This is a genomic window from Endozoicomonas sp. GU-1, assembly GCF_027366395.1.
Classification (GTDB): domain Bacteria; phylum Pseudomonadota; class Gammaproteobacteria; order Pseudomonadales; family Endozoicomonadaceae; genus Endozoicomonas.
The window spans coordinates 3,906,155-3,923,967 of sequence record NZ_CP114771.1; the positions used below are offsets into that span (position 1 = coordinate 3,906,155).

General features: G+C 48.8%; 15 protein-coding genes. 7 read left to right on the forward strand and 8 right to left on the reverse strand.

Annotated features, from left to right (window positions below; genetic code table 11):
• Positions 1-17: 17 nt before the first annotated feature.
• The 4 genes from O3276_RS16245 to O3276_RS16260 form a co-directional block, all read right to left on the reverse strand.
• Positions 18-2,846, reverse strand: coding sequence for a response regulator (locus O3276_RS16245; RefSeq protein WP_269672266.1), 2,829 nt, complete (start codon positions 2,844-2,846; stop codon positions 18-20).
• A 5-nt stretch (positions 2,847-2,851) separates the two neighbouring features.
• A complete protein-coding gene (locus tag O3276_RS16250; protein WP_269672267.1) occupies positions 2,852-3,385 on the reverse strand; it encodes a YfiR family protein in 534 nt (177 codons plus the stop codon).
• Between the two features lie 21 nt (positions 3,386-3,406).
• Entirely contained in the window at positions 3,407-5,527 is a 2,121-nt protein-coding gene (locus tag O3276_RS16255; protein ID WP_269672268.1) for a TonB-dependent receptor plug domain-containing protein, read from the reverse strand.
• A 180-nt stretch (positions 5,528-5,707) separates the two neighbouring features.
• Positions 5,708-7,102, reverse strand: coding sequence for a S8 family peptidase (locus O3276_RS16260; protein ID WP_269672269.1), 1,395 nt, complete (start codon positions 7,100-7,102; stop codon positions 5,708-5,710).
• A gap of 2 nt (positions 7,103-7,104) precedes the next feature.
• Here O3276_RS16260 and O3276_RS16265 point away from each other — a divergent pair, with 2 nt between their 5' ends.
• Positions 7,105-7,416: a hypothetical protein gene (locus tag O3276_RS16265; RefSeq protein ID WP_269672270.1), complete on the forward strand. Its 312-nt coding sequence runs from the start codon at positions 7,105-7,107 to the stop codon at positions 7,414-7,416.
• Between the two features lie 82 nt (positions 7,417-7,498).
• Positions 7,499-7,942, forward strand: a complete 444-nt coding sequence (locus O3276_RS16270) for a YHS domain-containing (seleno)protein (protein WP_269672271.1) — start codon at positions 7,499-7,501, stop codon at positions 7,940-7,942.
• 39 nt (positions 7,943-7,981) lie between these two features.
• On the opposite strand, the gene O3276_RS16275 is transcribed toward O3276_RS16270, so the two are convergent.
• A complete protein-coding gene (locus tag O3276_RS16275; RefSeq protein ID WP_269672272.1) occupies positions 7,982-8,515 on the reverse strand; it encodes a DinB family protein in 534 nt (177 codons plus the stop codon).
• 411 nt (positions 8,516-8,926) lie between these two features.
• Here O3276_RS16275 and gcvH point away from each other — a divergent pair, with 411 nt between their 5' ends.
• Positions 8,927-9,319, forward strand: a complete 393-nt coding sequence (gene gcvH, locus O3276_RS16280; protein ID WP_101748033.1) for a glycine cleavage system protein GcvH — start codon at positions 8,927-8,929, stop codon at positions 9,317-9,319.
• A gap of 188 nt (positions 9,320-9,507) precedes the next feature.
• Positions 9,508-10,254: a HesA/MoeB/ThiF family protein gene (locus tag O3276_RS16285; RefSeq protein ID WP_269672273.1), complete on the forward strand. Its 747-nt coding sequence runs from the start codon at positions 9,508-9,510 to the stop codon at positions 10,252-10,254.
• Positions 10,255-10,277: 23 nt separating this feature from the next.
• Here the strand turns inward: O3276_RS16285 and O3276_RS16290 are convergent, their stop codons facing one another.
• Complete coding sequence (locus O3276_RS16290) at positions 10,278-10,544, reverse strand: TfoX/Sxy family protein (protein WP_066014644.1); 267 nt, start codon at positions 10,542-10,544, stop codon at positions 10,278-10,280.
• Between the two features lie 457 nt (positions 10,545-11,001).
• On the opposite strand from O3276_RS16290, the gene mrcB reads away from it, so the two are divergent.
• From mrcB to O3276_RS16305, 3 genes are read left to right on the forward strand one after another with little or no spacing between them, the layout of a single operon-like run.
• On the forward strand, positions 11,002-13,335 hold the full coding sequence (gene mrcB, locus O3276_RS16295; RefSeq protein ID WP_269672274.1) for a penicillin-binding protein 1B: 2,334 nt from the start codon (positions 11,002-11,004) through the stop codon (positions 13,333-13,335).
• A complete protein-coding gene (locus O3276_RS16300; RefSeq protein WP_269672275.1) occupies positions 13,332-13,754 on the forward strand; it encodes a tetratricopeptide repeat protein in 423 nt (140 codons plus the stop codon). Before mrcB ends, O3276_RS16300 begins: the two co-directional genes overlap by 4 nt.
• A gap of 1 nt (position 13,755) precedes the next feature.
• Entirely contained in the window at positions 13,756-14,067 is a 312-nt protein-coding gene (locus tag O3276_RS16305; protein ID WP_101748028.1) for a YqcC family protein, read from the forward strand.
• Between the two features lie 51 nt (positions 14,068-14,118).
• Here O3276_RS16305 and O3276_RS16310 read toward each other — a convergent pair whose 3' ends face one another.
• Together O3276_RS16310 and O3276_RS16315 are read right to left on the reverse strand one after the other, a co-directional pair.
• Entirely contained in the window at positions 14,119-14,625 is a 507-nt protein-coding gene (locus O3276_RS16310) for a hypothetical protein (protein ID WP_269672276.1), read from the reverse strand.
• A gap of 184 nt (positions 14,626-14,809) precedes the next feature.
• Positions 14,810-17,293 (reverse strand): YobI family P-loop NTPase, encoded by a 2,484-nt coding sequence (locus O3276_RS16315; RefSeq protein ID WP_269672277.1) that lies wholly within the window; start codon positions 17,291-17,293, stop codon positions 14,810-14,812.
• Positions 17,294-17,813 lie beyond the last annotated feature (520 nt).

Consider the following 17,813-nt stretch of genomic DNA (forward strand, 5'->3'; position numbering starts at 1 on the left):
TGGGGCATTTTGATCAGTCAATTTTTTGATTGTTTTGTTTTTATTATTAGCGATTGAAGGGTTTCATCAAGTGTTGATTCCAGTGAAGCGATTAACGCTGATGCTTCTGCCAGTTGGCTGGCTTTCCCTTCCTTCTCGATGTCGGCTGCAATCATTGCCAGCTGTGTGGCACCAAGATTGTTACTGCTTGATTTCAGGGTATGGGCTGCTCTTACCAGCACCTCTCGGTCTGCATCTTTGGAAGAGAACTTGATATCGGCCATTAATTTAGGTGCGTCTTCCAGAAAGCTGTTAATCAGTACCGGGAACTCTTCTTCCATCAGTTCTTGAAGTGCACTGAATACGGACTGATCAATCAATGGATGCTGTTTTGATTGATCCGGTTTGCTGGCAATCGCCCGGGTTGTTTCTGCAGCTTTCGGTGTTGCTGTTTGTGGCGGTGTGTCGTGAATCAGCCAGTGCGCCAGCCTCTCCCTGAGGTGGTCAATTTTGACCGGTTTGCTCAGATAGTCATCCATGCCGGCGGCCAGGCACTTTTCCCGGTCTTCAGCCATTGCATTGGCAGTCATCGCGATGATCGGTATTCTGGGTAACTGCTGCTCACGCTCTCTCTGTCTGATCAGACCTGTGGCTTCATATCCGCTCATCTCCGGCATTTGGCAGTCCATCAGCACCAGGTCGTAGGTTTGGTGTCGGCTCATGTTGAGGGCTTCACGACCATCTTCTGCTATATGAATATGGCTCAAGCCAATTTTTTTCAGCATGCTGGTAGCGACTTTCTGGTTGACCATATTGTCTTCTACCAGAAGTATCTGGATGCTTTCGGAGAATACTGCCGTTTCTGGTTCATGTTGGTCTGTCAGAGCATCCGGTTGTTGGCTGGCGTGATGGCAATGCATCACCTGCATGGTGGTATCCAGCAATCTGGACTGTCGGAATGGTTTGCTCAGGCAAGCGGATAGCCCGGTCGCTTGCTGTTGTTCCTGAGGGATAAAACCGGTGGAGCTGAGCATGATTCTGCGAATGGATTGCAAGTCCGGATCGTCTTCAATCACCTTAGACAATTCCAGCCCATCCATGTCGGGCATATTCATATCCAGAAAGACAAGCTCATAGGGCTGGTTATTGTTATGAGCTTTTCTCAATAGCAGCAGAGCGTCTTTTGCGGTTGATGCCTCGTTGTGATCCAGGCCCCAGGCTGTTAGGTAGTGGCGCAGTATCTCCCGGTTGGTGTGGTTATCATCAACGACCAGGGCTTTTATACCGTCCAGTGCATGAAGTGTCTGAGACTTTTGCCTGCATTGGTTTTGGGATATCGCCATCTCCAGAGTGAAGGTGAATGTGGAGCCGAGACCTTCGGCACTGATAACACGGATGTTGCCTCCCATTAGCTCAACCAACTGTCGGGAGATCGTCAAACCCAGACCGGTGCCCCCAAACTTCCGGGTAGTACTGCCGTCGGCCTGGGTAAACTCATTGAACAGGGTTGGCAGGATATGTTCAGCAATACCAATGCCGGTATCCTCCACAGAAAATTCAATTTGCGCCGACGTCTGTGATCGTTTGATCAGGTTTACTTTAACGCTGACCTCTCCCTTGATGGTGAACTTTATGGCATTACCAATCAGGTTGGTTAGCACCTGCCTCAGTCTTACCGAGTCACCTTTCAGTGTGGCTGGCAGATCAACATCGGTATAGCAACTAAGCTCCAGGCCCTTCTCTCGGGCGGTGCCTGCCAGTAATGTGCAGACATCTTCAACAACATCCCGGACTGAAATATCCACTGCCTCAATGGTCATTTTGCCCGCTTCAATTTTTGAAAAGTCGAGAATGTCGTTAATGATGGAAAGTAGCGAATCAGCAGAGGAATAAGCGGTATTCAAAAAATCATTTTGTGTTTTTGTGAGCGGGGTGTCTTTCATCAGGTCCAGCATGCCAAGAACACCATTCATCGGCGTACGGATTTCATGGCTCATATTGGCCAGGAAAGAACTTTTGGCTTTGACCGCATCCAATGCGGCTTCTTTGGCTTCATTAAGCTCCGTCAGGTTTTCTTTCAGCCCCCGATTGGCCATTTTCAGTTCATTGGTTCTACTGGTAACGGTGGCTTCCAGGTTTTCACGATGTTGCTGCAGCCGGTCATCTCGTTCTTTGATCTGCATGAGCATGTTATTGAAGCAGTCATACAGTTGCCCAATCTCATCGTTGTCGTATTTTTGCACCTGGCGGTCATACTGCTGGTATTTAGTGATTTCGCTGATGGTATCAGCCAGCTCTGTAATGGGTCGTGCCAGTAGTTTTTGCAGCCTGGCACTCAGCATTGCCGCCAGTACGATAGAAATTAATGCCGCAATCATGACCAAAAACAAGATATGAGTGAGGTGCAGGTAGAGTTCACTCAGGTTTGACTGGATATAAATGGCACCAATAAACTGACCATCCAAATTGATAGGACGATATAAATGCAGCTTGGCTTTGCTGAATAAGGTAACGGGCTGGTTGAGTTCCTGCAGGGTAAAGGCCCAGGGTTGCTTCTTTTCCCGATGATAGTCGGCAACGCGCTCACCGGCCGGATTTAATAAGTAGGCCGCTTCTATTTCATTGGTGCTGGAGAAACCGTTCAATAGTTGTTCAGCCGCTACCGTATCCTCAAACATCAAAGCTGCCTGAGCATTGGCGCCAATCACTTCAACCAGGGTTTCCAGTTTACTGACCAGCAAAGACCGTGAGTGCATATATTCACTGACGGTTTGCACACTCAGGGTCACCAGCAGAACGGAATACGCCGTTATCAGCATGGCGTATCGTAACTTCTTTTTTATGGGCAGGTTCTTAAATGTGATCATAATGACTATTTAACAACCTTGGCTAACCCCATTAATTGGGCGTTAATTGACAGGCTCGCATTTCTGGTGGCACTTTGACTGATGGCAAATTGAATCCGGCTACCGGTACGGATCAGTCCTATCACGCCACCTTGATAAGCGAAGTTCTCGCTATCACTGATGGTCAGTACTGATTCATTTTTTAATTTCTGTAAGATTCCGGATACGACATGTGGCGTTGAGTTATGAATGTAGACAATGTCGCACAGCTTTTTCAATGGGGCGCTGTGTATTTTATGAGTGACTGATATACGCCGCCCCCTGCTGAATTTATGATTGATTTTTTGTAGTTCACTGTTGATAGCTCCGCTGCCAATAATGCACAGTGCCAGGGTCTGCTTTTTTCCGGGCCAGGCAACAAACTTGGACAGTTTATAGACAATGGCGGCCTTAACCTTGTCCGCTTTGGTAACTTCACTGGCTCCTGATTGAGTTACGTTTAGGCAACAGAGAAGAGCTATTGCAATGATTGCGTAGATTTTGTTGGTTATGATCGGCATGAAGTGATCTCCCCCATCCGATTAATGTTGCCAGCGTAACTGCAGGTACCAGGATTCCTGTACCTCAGTTTCGCCGAGCCCGCTGAATATTTCATCGAATTCCAGCCGTTGTTGGTCGAACAGGTTCTTGCCGGTCAGGGACAGTTCAAGGTCTTTGCCGAATTTTTTGGCTACCCTGAAGTCCAGGGCCGTGTAGGCACTAACTTCTGCATCTCTGAGGTTATCCATATAGCGTACCCAGAAATCCAGATACCACTGGTGGGGTAAGTTCATATAAGAACGGATATTAGCGGTATTGTTGGCACTGAGGGTTTCCAGTAAGTGTTCATTTCCCCTAAGGTAGCTGTTGGTTATCGCTGAACCGGAATCCTTGCTGAATGCATCAACACCCAGAAAACTGTAGTTAAATTGCAGTTTCCACCAGGGGGTTGCCTGCCAGTCTGTTGTTACCTCCAGACCATAAGTGTTAGCCGTTAGCCCGTTGGCAAATGTGGTTGAATATTCTACGGCGGGTTTGCTTCCATTGTCGCCATAGGAGCAAAGCATGACTGAACTGGCAAAAGTGGTTCTATCCAGGCAACCGGGTTGATCAACGTAGGCCAAAAGATCTCTGTACTGATTGAAAAAGGCAGTGATATCAAACAGCAGTTGGTTATTAAATTGCTCTCTATAGCCCACCTCCAAAGCAAATAATTTTTCCGAATCCAGTTGATCATTGCCACTGATCGCTAATAAGTCTGGAGTAGCGGTTCCCGGTACAGGAGCGTCCTCTTCTCGCAGGAATGCAATTCCACGGGAGGTTACCGATGTTTCACTGATTGATGGTGTCTTTAACGCACTGGCCGCTTTCATCCACAGGGTTTGCTGGTCCGATATCTTCCAGGTCAGGCTGGCATTGGGCTGAATCTCATAACCGGTAAAGTCGTTATGCTCAAAGCGGGAGCTGAGCGTCAGAGCCCATTGCGGTGAAAGGGTAATATGATCCTGAACAAATGCGCTGTATAGCCGGTCCGTTCGCCTGGCAGGTGCCATGGTGATGTTGTTCGTGGCGCTGTTGAGGTTATATTGGGTCAGTCGATAACCCAGACCCCAGATGATGTCATGATCGTTGCCGGGTAGTATCTGGTGCTGAAACTCAAGGTCGGCAGTATCTCGCTTTTCCGTGAACCGGTAATCATAATTTTCATAGCGGTCATAGTAGCCTTTGAGGGCAAAGTGGCTGCCGTCAGCCTGGTACTTTTTATAGCTGCCGATCAGGTGTCCACCCTTTTGATCTCTGCTTTGATTGACAATGCGGTCTGGGCTCAGTGTGGTTTCATTGAAGATTTTTAAGTCGGGGCGGGTTGTGCCGTCATAAAGTTCACTCTGAAGTGACGCTTCAGCCCCGTTTGATGTTCGCCAATTCGCTTTAAATCCTGCTCGTTTTAATGCCCAGTCATCATTGGCATCGGTACCGTCTTTGTTCGCTAATCCATCGCGGTTGAAGGTTTTGAAAAACGCCCGGTAGTAGCCAGAATCCCCTAATTCCCCACCGTAGCGATAGGCCCCAAAGGCTTTCTCTTCCGAACCAAACCCGGTAGACAGCAGACCACCCTGGGTATCTGCCGCATGTTTGGTAATAATATTGATCACACCATTCACGGCATTGGCACCCCACAGCGCCGCCCCCGGGCCGCGAATCACCTCAATACGGGCAATATCTTCCAGCATGGTGTCCTGAACATCCCAGTTAACACCGGAGAACAGAGGCGAGTAAACGGTGCGCCCATCGATCAGTACCAGCAGTTTATTGGCGAAAATGTAATTAAAGCCCCGGGTACTGATGGACCAGGTATTGCTATTCAACCGGGCTACCTGCATGCCTGGCACCATTCTCAGTGCCTCTGGAATGGATGTCACTCCTGAACGCTGAATATCCTCATTGGTGATAACAAACACAGCTGCAGGGGAGTCCATCAGGCGCTGTTTTCTTTTGGAGACCGATGTGACGTCGGGGACATCCAGTGCGATCAGCTCTTCCAGGCTGAGATCCAGAAGCCCATCATCGGTTATTTCCGGATCAGAATCAGCCTGAAGACTCATGGGAGCGATGAGAGAAGAAAAAATTCCAGCTAGCAGCAGCGCATGATTTGATGGTTTCAAGGTTCCACTCCATTGGATTTATTGAAGAGAGAAGTGCTGCTGAATCGTTCTCTGTTCATCCCGGGTATGACTGCTTCATTGCTTGATCTTTGAAGCCTTGTAATACCTGTTGATCTTATTAGCTCTTATTAGCTCTTATTAAAAACTTAGCCCTGATTTCAGGGCTCGTCTGACTATTTCTCACTTAGCGTTCTGGATTGCTCTCAGAAAGGCCGCTGCATCAGCAATCCCGGAACCGCACCTGAAGGTTGAGCAATCGCTATCTGAGGCAAAGGGTCTGGCTGTTTCTTTCAACAGGCGCTCGCGCTCAGAAGGTGACAGCGTGGGATTGACAGCATAGCTAAGGTCAATCAAACCAGCGATATGTGGTGCTGCCATGCTGGTGCCCTGCAGCTCAGCGTAGGAGCCACTTGTCGGACCGTTCAGCCCGGAATTGTACAATGACAGGATGCCATTGCCCTGGAACAGTGTTTCACCACCGGGAGCCATAATGTCGATATCGGTACCATAATTTGAGTACCAGCTGAGGTTTCCTGTGCGATTGATCGCACCAACAACAATGACATTTTTGCAGTTTGCCGGCGTGCTCATGGCCACATTTTGTTGCTCATTGCCTGCTGCAACCACCACCGTGACACCCGCAGCAACCACTTCATCAATGGCGTCTTGATAGGTTTGCGGACACCAGAGCGCTTCACCACCAAGGCTTAGATTCAGTACGTTGACCGGATTGGGGTTGATCGGGAGTCCATAGACTTTCAGGCCTGCTCCCCAACGCATGGCTGATACGATATCGGAGGTATAACCACCACATCGCCCAAGTGCCCTGAGCGTTTGCACCCTGGAGAGCCAGGTAACTCCTGAAACACCGACGCTATCATCGGTTTTCGCCGCAATCGTGCCCGTAACATGAGTACCGTGCCAGCTGCTCTTTCGGGCATTAGCCGGAACCGGGTCACCGAATGAGGAGCCGCAGGCTCCCGGCTGCAGAGCGTCTCCCGGATCCCGGGGGTTACTATCCCAGCCATCGCCATCATTCGCCATCCAGGGATCAGAAACAAAATCATAACCTGCTACCAGCCTGTCATTAATCTCCTGGTGGTCAGTAATTCCGGTATCAATAACACCGATCACATTGTCAGAACTGCCAATGGATATTTCCCAGGCAGCAGGGAGATTAATACCCGCTCCGGTTTCAAAATAGTGCCATTGCTGATTATAAAGGGGGTCGTTGGGGACTCTCATGGCCTGCATTACCAGGTCTGGCTCAGCAAACTTTACCTGGGGATCGTCTTCTAATCCGGCTGCTAGCGTCTTTGCATCGTCAAGATTAACGGTGGCCCCTATTGACAGGACTTCCTGCCTTTTTCCGGCCGCAACCCCATAACCACCATGGGTTACGCCCTGTTTAATAAAAGCCAGTGCTCTGGCTTCGGTAGGCTTTTCTTTAAAGTGAACAATGACTCTATCTGTGCGTTGTAATAAAAGTCGGTAATTATCTACTTCCGCCTGTGAAATAAATGTTGGTGTTAACAGTGTTGCTGCTAAAACAATCCTTGTCAGCAGTGAGTTCATTGATGCTTACCTCAGGGGTAAAGAGTTCACCAAATGCAATATTCAATTCTATTTGGTTACTTGTAGGAATTTGGAATCCACTTAAGAAAAAAGTATGGTGGATGGAAATAGAGGCTTCAAAGTATTTTGGCTGGTTGACGGCTGATCAGATATTGGACGTCACAAATCACCTAATGGTATTGGCAGGTGTGATGTTACTGTCGATTTGTCTTCTGGAAAACGCTGCCATTATTTCGACAGCACTGATCAGTATTGATGGTTTTATTGCAACATTGCTGGCTTTTCTGGCGCTTTTTTGGGGTCCTTTACTGTAGAATTTATTGGGGCATGGAAATAGGGGAAACCTGGTCAGCCCCTGGACAAAATAAAGTCAACAACTGAAGAGGGTGATGTTTTATGAATACCTTGTTAAGGATAGCTACGGTCCTGTTGATGGCATTGAGCGTCAACGCCTTTGCTGACCAACATATTTATACTGGCTGGTTCAGCAGTAAAGCCATCAACGGTTATGATGCCGTTGCTTACTTTACCGAGGGAAAGCCCATAAAAGGGAGTGCCAGGTATAAATTTGAGCACTTGGGCGTGGAGTGGTACTTCTCTTCAGAAAAACATCTCAGCCTGTTCAAGAAGCATCCTGAGCAATATATGCCTCAATACGGCGGCTACTGTGCGTGGGCTGTTGCTGCAACAAAACAAAAGGCACCGGGAGACCCGAAGTACTGGAAAATTGTCGATGACAAACTGTATTTGAATTACGACAACAGTGTGCAGGAAAAATGGCTGGTGGATATTCCGGGCTTTATTAAAGCTGCGGATAAGAATTGGCCAGAAATGAACTGAGTGTTGCCGCGATTGTCTGAAGTATCGTAGAGCGGCAGTTTAGTTTTCAGAGGATGTTTCCTGCTGTTTTTGATAAATCAGTGTTGAGGTGGCAACGCCGAAGTTTTTTGGGGGGTTGTGGCCTGACTGTTGCAGCAGTAAGTTGATGATGGCCAAATGGTGCGTGGTATGACATTGCAAAAATAACAGCTCACGGACGATGGATGTCTCCGTCTTAACGACAGTTCCATTGGTATCAATGCAGGCATTGAGTGTGAGATGGATCTCACCCGATGCATTTCCTGTCAGTCTCACCAGCCGCTCCTTGATACTCAGCAAAGCGCCTACTGCTGAAGCAACATTCCTCTCACATTCCGGGTCTCTGTCCCTGTTGTCGTAGTTAATGCATCTACTATCGAGACCGGATAAAAAACACTGATAAAACTCAATGATATGACGTACATGAGCGCCTATGGTTTGAGCACTGTCAGGAGCGACAGCTTTCTGACAAGTATTGGCAGGAAGTCTTTCAATAACCTGAATCAAATCAGACAGCAACTGTTCATTACATCGGCAGGCATTGGATAGTGACATTGGACCCTGAACCTTATCACCTGATTTACCATTAATCCGTGCCATGTTGGCGCAACATCAGGCCCACGGCACACTTCGGGCTTCTTAGCTCTGTCTTGACTATTTACACCTTTTCAGTGTTGCACAGGCTATCGAGTTTTGTATACAGGGTAGTCAGCTGAAAAAATTCAAAGGTATATTCCATTCAGGTCGTTAACCGGGATGGTGCTATGTAAACTTCCCACTAAACTAGTTAGAATGCTCGTGCCAGTCAGCGATGAGCTCTTTGACAGTCCTGAGCTCTTCGACAGCCCTGAGCTCTTTGACAGTCATGAGCCAATAAACAGCGTTTGATTTCACCGCGTTGTCTTCCCGGAGGGGGATAACAGGGTGAGGCCCTAGCTTTACTGAGAGTCAACCGAGGAAAAATAGATGAGCAATATACCTTCTGAGTTACGGTATCTGCGTTCCCATGAATGGGTCAGGTTGGAGGAAGACGGTACCGTCACTATTGGTATTACAGATCATGCCCAGGAAGCCCTGGGGGACGTGGTTTTTGTTGAACTGCCTGAGCAGGGTGCGTTACTCGCTGCAGGTGATGAGGCCGGTGCTGTAGAGTCTGTAAAAGCTGCCTCAGAGATCTATGTGCCATTGACGGGTGAAGTGATTGACGTTAATGGCATTCTTGAAGACGCTCCGGAAACCGTCAACAGTGATCCTTATAATGATGGCTGGTTCTTCAAAATGAAACTTGATGATGATGGTGAACTCGGTGATCTGATGGATGCAGAAGCCTATGGTGAGTTTATTGAGTCAGAGTCCTGATTGCTTTCGGGCAAGCTGATCCCCGCATCTGAAGTCATTACCTGTTACCAACCACCTGCTGCCAAGAGACAGCAGTGGGTGTGTTATCGGATTGACGCTCTCCTTATACTTCACTTAAGTGCCGGATTTCCTGATGGTTACAGGCAGCCTATCTTTCAAGCTATTTTTTATCAGGACAGCAACCATCCATGAATGATGAGCAGTTACTCCGCTATAGCCGACAAATTATGCTTCCTCAGGTTGATATCGAAGGGCAGGAACGGTTGCTGTCATCAAGCGTTTTAATTCTTGGCCTGGGTGGGCTGGGCTGTCCGGCAGCTCAGTATCTGGCCGCAGCAGGCGTGGGACATATGGTGCTGGTTGACCCGGATACGGTGGATACCAGCAACCTTCAGCGGCAGTCCCTTTATTGTGCCGATGACCTGGGGGCTGCAAAAGTCTCCGCTGCACAGGCCCGGCTGTTGGCAGTCAATGACAGTATTCAGATTGAGACCATCCATGGATGTCTGGCAGGTGAAGGCCTGTCAGAGCAGGTGAGAAAAGCGACTGTGGTTCTGGATTGTACCGATAACTTTACCAGTCGGTTTGCCATCAATGCTGCCTGTGTCAGGGCCTCTGTTCCCCTGGTCAGTGGTGCCGCTATCAGGCTTAATGGCCAGCTGACAGTTTATGATCGTCGTCAGCCAGGTGCACCCTGTTATCGGTGTCTATACGATGAGCAGAGCAATGAAAACCTCAGCTGTTCTGAATCGGGAATTCTGGGGCCAGTGGTCGGAATGATAGGCACAATGCAGGCATTGGAAGCCATCAAACTGATTGCCGGATTTGGCAAAACATTGAACGGTCGTTTGATGATTTTTGACGCGATGGCCATGGAATGGCAGACCGTGCGGCTGCAGGCAGATCCGGAGTGTCCTGTCTGCAGCCGGGGGTAAATAGAACTTTTGTGAGGGAGGTGTCAGGGTGGTGGAGGACTGTCTTCTACTGCCTCTAACAGACGGGCCTTGTAATCCGGGTCCAGGTCATTCCAGTGCGCACCAATAAGGGCTCCTTCAAGGGCGTAAAGCAATACCTTGGAAACTTTAAAGCCACGGTCACGAACCTTGCAGTAGGCTGCAACAGAGCCTACGTCATGGAGTTGTTCGAGCGTTCTGATGCCTACAGCGTTTAACCATTGTACGGATGTTTTGCCAAGGTTTTTTAATTCGATCAGATCAGTTGCCATGTACTGGATCCCTAACTCAACTCTAGCGTCCGTACCAGAGACAGCATGATTATTAAAAACTCAGGAGTCATTTTCCCTTAAGAATAGACCAGACTTTTGAAGTCCTCCCATAGAGTTATCAGTTATTACTGACGCAATGGTATTTTGACGCCTTGTTGGGACTTTCCGGTACATCATTTCGATGAGTGTGATGTGTACAATCTCCGCTCAGGACGAACGGAGCTTTCGAGTCATTGATAGAAGGAACCCATCAATCACATTGAAACCATGTACTGGCAACCAGATGGCTGATAAAGCCATTTTTTAGCCACGGTAAGCGACATGGGTCGCGCCTTTGCCAATCAATCGTTATTTTCGATACCAAAATACTTCCTGAAGGGAAACAATATAGACATTTCCCGATCACTTTCGTTTTCCGAACAAGATCAACCACAGGCTCCAGCGTATAATCGCCATCATGGTAAAGAAATCGACGACTAAAAAAGGCAGGCCTGCCAAAAAGACCCGGTCATCTTCCAAGCAAAAGCAGGGCAATCCGGTACCGTGGAAATCTATCCTGCTCAAGCTGGGCTTGACGCTGGTGGTTCTGGTCAGTGCTTACGCTGTCTATCTGGATGCCGTAGTCACTAAACAGTTTGAAGGGAAAAAGTGGGCGATACCGGCCAAGGTATTTGCCCGTCCTGTTGAATTGTATAAAGGCAAGCTGATAACCCCCGGTGACCTCCAGTCCCAGCTCAGGCGTCAGGGTTATCAGGCGGTGCGTTATGTGGCACGACCAGGTACGTTTGCCCGCAATGGCAGTCAGTTCATTATTTATAGCCGGGGGTTTCACTTTCCCGATGGAGCTGAGCCACCGCGCTATGCGCAGGTTGACTTTCAAGGCAATGAGGTGAGTCGCCTCGCCGACCGGGATGGTCAAAACCTGCCACTGTTAAGGCTTGATCCACAGCCCATTGGGGGTATTTATCCGGCCAGTTATGAAGACCGCCTGCTGATTCGGACCGCCCAGGCTCCCCGGTATCTGATTCCTGCCCTGCTGGCCATTGAAGACCGGGACTATTACGACCATGTCGGGATCTCTCCCACCTCCATTGCCCGGGCCATGGTGGCCAACCTGAAAGCCGGAGGGGTTGTTCAGGGAGGGAGTACCATTACCCAGCAGTTGGTGAAAAACTTCTTCCTGACCAATGAGCGCACTCTGGTTCGTAAAGGTAAAGAGGCCATTATGGCACTGCTGCTTGAGCTGCATTATGGCAAAGAGGAGATTCTTGAAACCTATTTAAATGAGGTTTATCTGGGGCAGCACGGGCGTCGGGCCATCCATGGTTTTGGCCTGGCCAGCCAGTTTTACTTTGCCCAGCCTCTCAAGGAGTTGAATCTGGCGCGCACGGCCTTGCTGGTGGCTATGGTCAAAGGGCCCTCCTGGTACGACCCGAGGCGATACCCTGAACGCGCCCTGGCGAGACGAAACCTGGTGCTGGATGTCCTGGCTGAGCGATCCATTGTGCCTGTTGCCGAAGTTGAACGCTCTAAAAAGTTGCCATTGGGCGTTGTCAGTCGGGAACTGATCAGTACCAACGATTTTCCTGCCTATATCGATATGGTGAAAGAGCAGCTGCGCAAGGATTATGATGAAAAGGACCTGACCTCTGAGGGGCTGAGAATTTTCACCAACCTGGACCCGGTGATTCAGCGGGAGGCCCAGAACAGTGTTACCAGAACGTTAACGACTCTGGGTAAGGACAATCAGCTTCAGGGTGCCATGGTGGTTAGCTCTGCCCAGACCGGGGATCTGCTTGCCGTTGTGGGCGATCGAAACCCCGGGTATGCCGGATTTAACCGTGCCCTTGAGGCACGCAGACCGGTTGGTTCCCTGTTGAAGCCGGCAATCTATCTAACCGCGCTTGAACGGCCCGGTCAGTACACATTAACGACGCCTGTCCATGATACGCCGGTGAAAATCAGTGATGGTCGTGGAGGTTACTGGGAACCTCAGAATTACAGCCGTGAATCCCATGGTCAGGTGCCACTCTATCTGGCGCTGGCGAAATCCTATAATCAGGCGGCAGCCAATACCGGGATGGCGGTTGGTTTGTCATCGGTCCTGGATACACTTAAGAGGCTGGGTATCGGGCAGGAGTTACCGCCTTATCCTTCAGTCTTGCTTGGCTCTGCATCCATGGCTCCGATTGAGGTTGCCAAAATGTACCAAACCATTGCCAGTGGTGGCTTTCGTATGCCGTTGCGGGCGATCGATGCAGTGGTAGACAGCCAGGGCAAGCCACTCAGCCGGTACAGTATTTCTGTCGAGCGGGCTTTTCAGCCGGGGCCAATGGAACTGCTGCGTACCGCGTTGGGTATGGTAATGGCAGACGGTACGGGACGCGGCGTATATCAGTATGTTGAGCCGGGTATTGCCCTGGGCGGTAAAACAGGCACCACCAATGATCTCCGGGATAGCTGGTTTGCCGGTTACTCCGGTGATCTGGTGGCAGTGACCTGGATTGGCCACGACGACAACAGCCCGACAAAACTCACTGGCAGTAGTGGTGCTTTGAAGATCTGGGGTAACTTTATGTCGAATGTGCCGGTGCAGTCGGTAAAATCTCTGGGAGCCAGCAATGTGACCAGCGTCTGGGTAAATCCATCAGCAAACGGACGCAGTCATCGCTATTGTCAGGGCGCTATACCATTGCCCTATATCAAGGGTTCGGAGCCAAAGGCCTATGCCGGTTGTAAAGCTGATGTGAAGGATGCTCTGTTTGACAAAATCAAAGAGTGGTTTGAATGAAGTATGACACCCTCTGTGAGTGGTGTGGCAAAGTGGTATCTTTTCCACCCGGACGTTTCGTTGCGCTGCTGTTAGCCGTGGTTCTGACGGGTTGCTCTACACCGGTATTGATACAGGAAGAGCAGCACGGAGTACCATCGTCACCCTATGAACAGCGTCAGGATGCACTGGGCACATTACTGCACCAGGCCTGGAAGGCCCGGGAAGCTGGCAGGTTTGATGAGGCCGAGAGTGCACTTGGGCGGGCGATACGCATTGGTCCAACGACTCCGGACGTTTATTACCAGCTGGCCCTGCTGCGTCAGGATCAGGGGCGTGTTGCCCAGTCCCGGCAACTGGCTGAGAGAGCATTAAGTCTGGGACCGGGCTTTATGTTGGAACGAAAAATCACTCATTTGTTAAGTGCGTTGAATAGCTGATATGTCTGAAGAAGTTATTGTTTTGCTGGACGCTATGGAGTCAGAGCTGCGCAGGCAGGATGTCTGGCTTCCCATGCCTCCGTCGGTTGAAGCCATGAACAGCACCACACCTTTTTGCATGGATACCATGGCATTCAGCCAGTGGTTGCAGTGGATATTTGTTCCCCGCGTCAGGGCTATCATGGACGGGGGCGGCACTCTGCCAAAAGGTTCAAATATCAAGTCCTATGCAGAAGAGGCGTTGCCCCTTGAACGGTTGGAAAGTGAAAAGCTGCTGCTGATTATTGAGCAGTTTGATCGATTAATGAGTTGACCTGCTGTCGCAGGTCAATGGCTGATGGAATCTGCTGGCAAGTGCTGTTTTTCAGGTGCCAGACCTTGGTGGCGGATGACTGGCATGTCGATCCCGAATACCACAACAGCTGCGAAAAAAGTCGGCTATCGCAGCTGCACGGCCTCTGACTGGTTGAAGCTCTTGTGGCAGCATTTCTTCTAACGCTTCCGGCAAAGGTCCTGCCTGAGAGGCTTGCGGGGCTGGTGGTTTGTCCTCTGGCTTGATATTGGGGTCATGAGCTGATATTGCCGCTGGTAATGTTGTTGCAATGTTAGAAAGCGAATCCAATATGGAGGGCAAACTATCAAACTCGGCCAGTTGAGGTCTGGCTTCCCCTTCCGGTTGTGGATGAATCGTACGGTCAGCTGCTTTTTTGTCATCTGGCACCTGCTCTGAATTAAATGAATCAGTAGGTGGTAGTAATGTTTCCCGTGATCTTGAAACGTCTGGCTCTGAGCTTGCGGCAGAAGGAATACCAGCTGATTGACTTTGTTGTGTATATAAGATGGGGACTGAACCAGTAACAGAAGAATCCATAGCTACCTCTAAAAGGTCATTAAAGCACCATATAGACCAATATTTTCACTGGTAGTTTCTCCGTGTTGATGTAAATTCAGGAAGATAAGGTAATTCACCTAAATTTCAGGTTACACATACCTTATCTTATATATATGCCTGAATTTTTTTATCTTTTTTACAAAACCGCCTCTACAGGATAATCTCACTTAAACGCGTTTATTAATTCAATATTCTCCCGGGTACCGGATGGTGAGAACCGGTTATTTTCTTTCATAAGTTGACCGGTACCATCAATATCCAACTGTGAAAGCAGTGTTAACACCTCTTGTCGGGATAGGTATTTTACCTGCTGTGACAGTAAACGAATCTTTTCCGGTAGTGTTCTGGCGGTTGCCATAAGCATTTCAAGTCGGCCGAATCTGATTTTCATGGTAAAGCTTTCGGCAGGCTGTGAGGTGATGGGTGCAAGCATTGCAGCCAATATACGGCTATCAATTTCATTTTCATGGTTTAACAGGTTGCAGAGCCATAACTTATCATCAATATTGATTTCGCTGCCGGATAATAATTTGACAATGGTATTAACCGTTAATTGAGCGGTACTCACGGCATTGGCTTTATATTCGTTCCAGAAACGTAGCAGGTAGTAGTAGGTGGTGTCTGTCTTAAACTGGTTGTCACTTTTTGCCAGCCACTCAAGGCTTTTCAATGAGAACCGACACTTGGGATGCTGAATAATGATCTCAATCCGGCTTGGGGATAAATGTGTGAGGTTCAGTTGCTCAAGGTAAAAGTCAGTAAATGCCGAGAGTAGCTGGTTCAACGTTGCATCATGGATTTCGTTGCTGTCTGGTAAACTGTATTTGTTCGTCTCAAGCTCCCGGTGTTGCCAGACTTCCGGAGCTTCGCTTACTTGCCACTGTGTGGCCACTTGAAAGTCATTGGGCAGGTAGCCGTTGAGATACTCTCCGCTGTTCTGGTTAGTGCTTTTCTGGCTGAAATTACTCGCCTGATGCTCAAGGGATTGTGGGAGGGGCGTGGCCGGTTGCCATGAAGCTATGGGATATCCATTGAAAGGAGTATCTGGATAGAAATAAAACAGATAGTCCCGGTAATCTTCAGCAAAATACCCATTCATAAGTAAGTAAAGTAAAGGGCCAAAGCGTTCTTCAGTCAGCGCTCTTAACACTGAATCCGCCATAAAGCCTTGCCGTAGCGTTTCGGCCACCGTTTTACCAGGTAGTTTATTGTCATGGAACACCGTCCAAAAGAGCCCCATACCATCGGTTAATTCTGCATGCTCTTTGGGATAAAGATTCTTAATAACGACCATGGCAAACAGCTTGTTGTTATTCGGCGCTTTAAAATCCGTGGATAACTGATCGAGGTAAATATGAAACTCATTAACGATATTGGTCATCAGTTTCATGTCGCCAATGGCGCTTGCCACATTGTAAATTAATGCTTTATCCATCCCACGGCTATTGATGGTTTTCAGCTGTTTATACAGTTCCGGGCCGGTATGTTCAGCATTGGGAGCGGGAATAATGGGAACAACCAGGTCAAAAAAACGGGTACGTTCACTAGCCGTCAGTATTTCGTCCGCCAGGAGATAGATAAAATAGACGGGTTGTTTAATATGGCCTGAGCCATTCAGGTAGCCATTGACACAATACAGTGTTTCCAATGCTGTCTGCTGGGAAGGGCTTGTCAGGTTCTCGACAATGACCACATCATACCTGCCGTGGTTAAAGGCATGATTGATTTGATGGAGGTAATGACTGACATCTGATCTGTCTGTACTGTTTTCCAGCCGGATTCGCCTCTTTCTCTGGCCTGTTTTCAGTAACCCCGTAAATAGATACAGTACGACCAGTGTTGCCACCAGGAACAAGGAGAGTTCAGCCAATAAGGGGGCATACTTTTTGGCAAAGGCCAGCATCGGGTCAGGTAAATACAGATGGAGTGCTTTGACCGTTGTACTTTGATCAATGCCCAGACTACCGCTGAGATAGCCCAGTGTTGCAATGGAATAGCTGGTCGATAAGGCCAGAAGCGCGCCAATGACTTTTTTCCAGCCCTTGGGTTTATGCTGCAGCGCCTTAATGTCATCGGGTAATTTGCCTGTGATGCTGCACAGAAGTTGCTCTAATAATTCTTTCTCATTTTCATTGCTATCCGGAGTAATGGGGGGATTGATTTCGGCTAGCGGTGGCAAAAAAATCCGGGTGTACTTGAATTGTGGGTTACGCTTGGTGAATGCATGAATAAACGCGCTTTTGCCGACACCAATGGCTCCGGAAATGGCAATATTTCGGGTTTCAGGCTGCTCTTCTGCATCAAGGGCAGCCAGTAGCTCCCTTTCGTACTTTTCAAATTGCTCATGTGGCATCGTCGTTGAGTTCAGAGGCCTGATAAGTGACTGGCCATCACGACGTTTCAGATATCGGGAAAATGTCCCTCCTGATGCCTTGCGAACGGTGGTCGATCTGCCATGCTCAGGATAATGCTGCGAGTACTTTTCCCGGGCTGCTTGCCAACCTGCCCTTGCTGCTTTCCAGCCAGCCATGATTGCTTTGAGGTACCCGGTTTTACGGCGAATCAATCGAATATATGCCATCATTTCCCTGTAGCCTTTCTTCCATGGCCAATGTTCGTGAGCCGAAAGCTTACCCGGATATTTCATAAACGTGCTCCCGCTCTCGCTTGTCCTTTGCCGCTCTGAGGGAGTTTTGTTCGGTCGACCGTACTCCCCGGTACGGCGCTCCCTCACAAAATCCCTTAGAGCGACAAAGTCCAGCGCGAGATTCGGAGCAGTTTATGAAATATCCGGATTAGACCGCTCTTTCGGACCTTTATCAGTCAACACCAACACATTAATTATTCAAAATCGGCAGGGCCTGGCAGGGTGTGAGCAGATGTTGGCCTGTTTCGACCAATCCATGATCTCCATGGAAAAACTCTGGTGGATGCCAGGTATGTTTTAATATCCAACGAAGGCAGGTCGAAATATGGGCCAGCTGACGCAAGTGTCAATGTACAGAAATATGTATCCGACAGGATTGCTAAATATCACTGTGATACCCTCAGCAGGCTATCTGAAATCGTAGAATGCAGCAGCAGTGACAACGATGAAAAATTATCAATATTAAGCGATTTTCTAAAGCCTTACCGGTTAAACCCTGGTGACTCAGAAACAAGGTAAA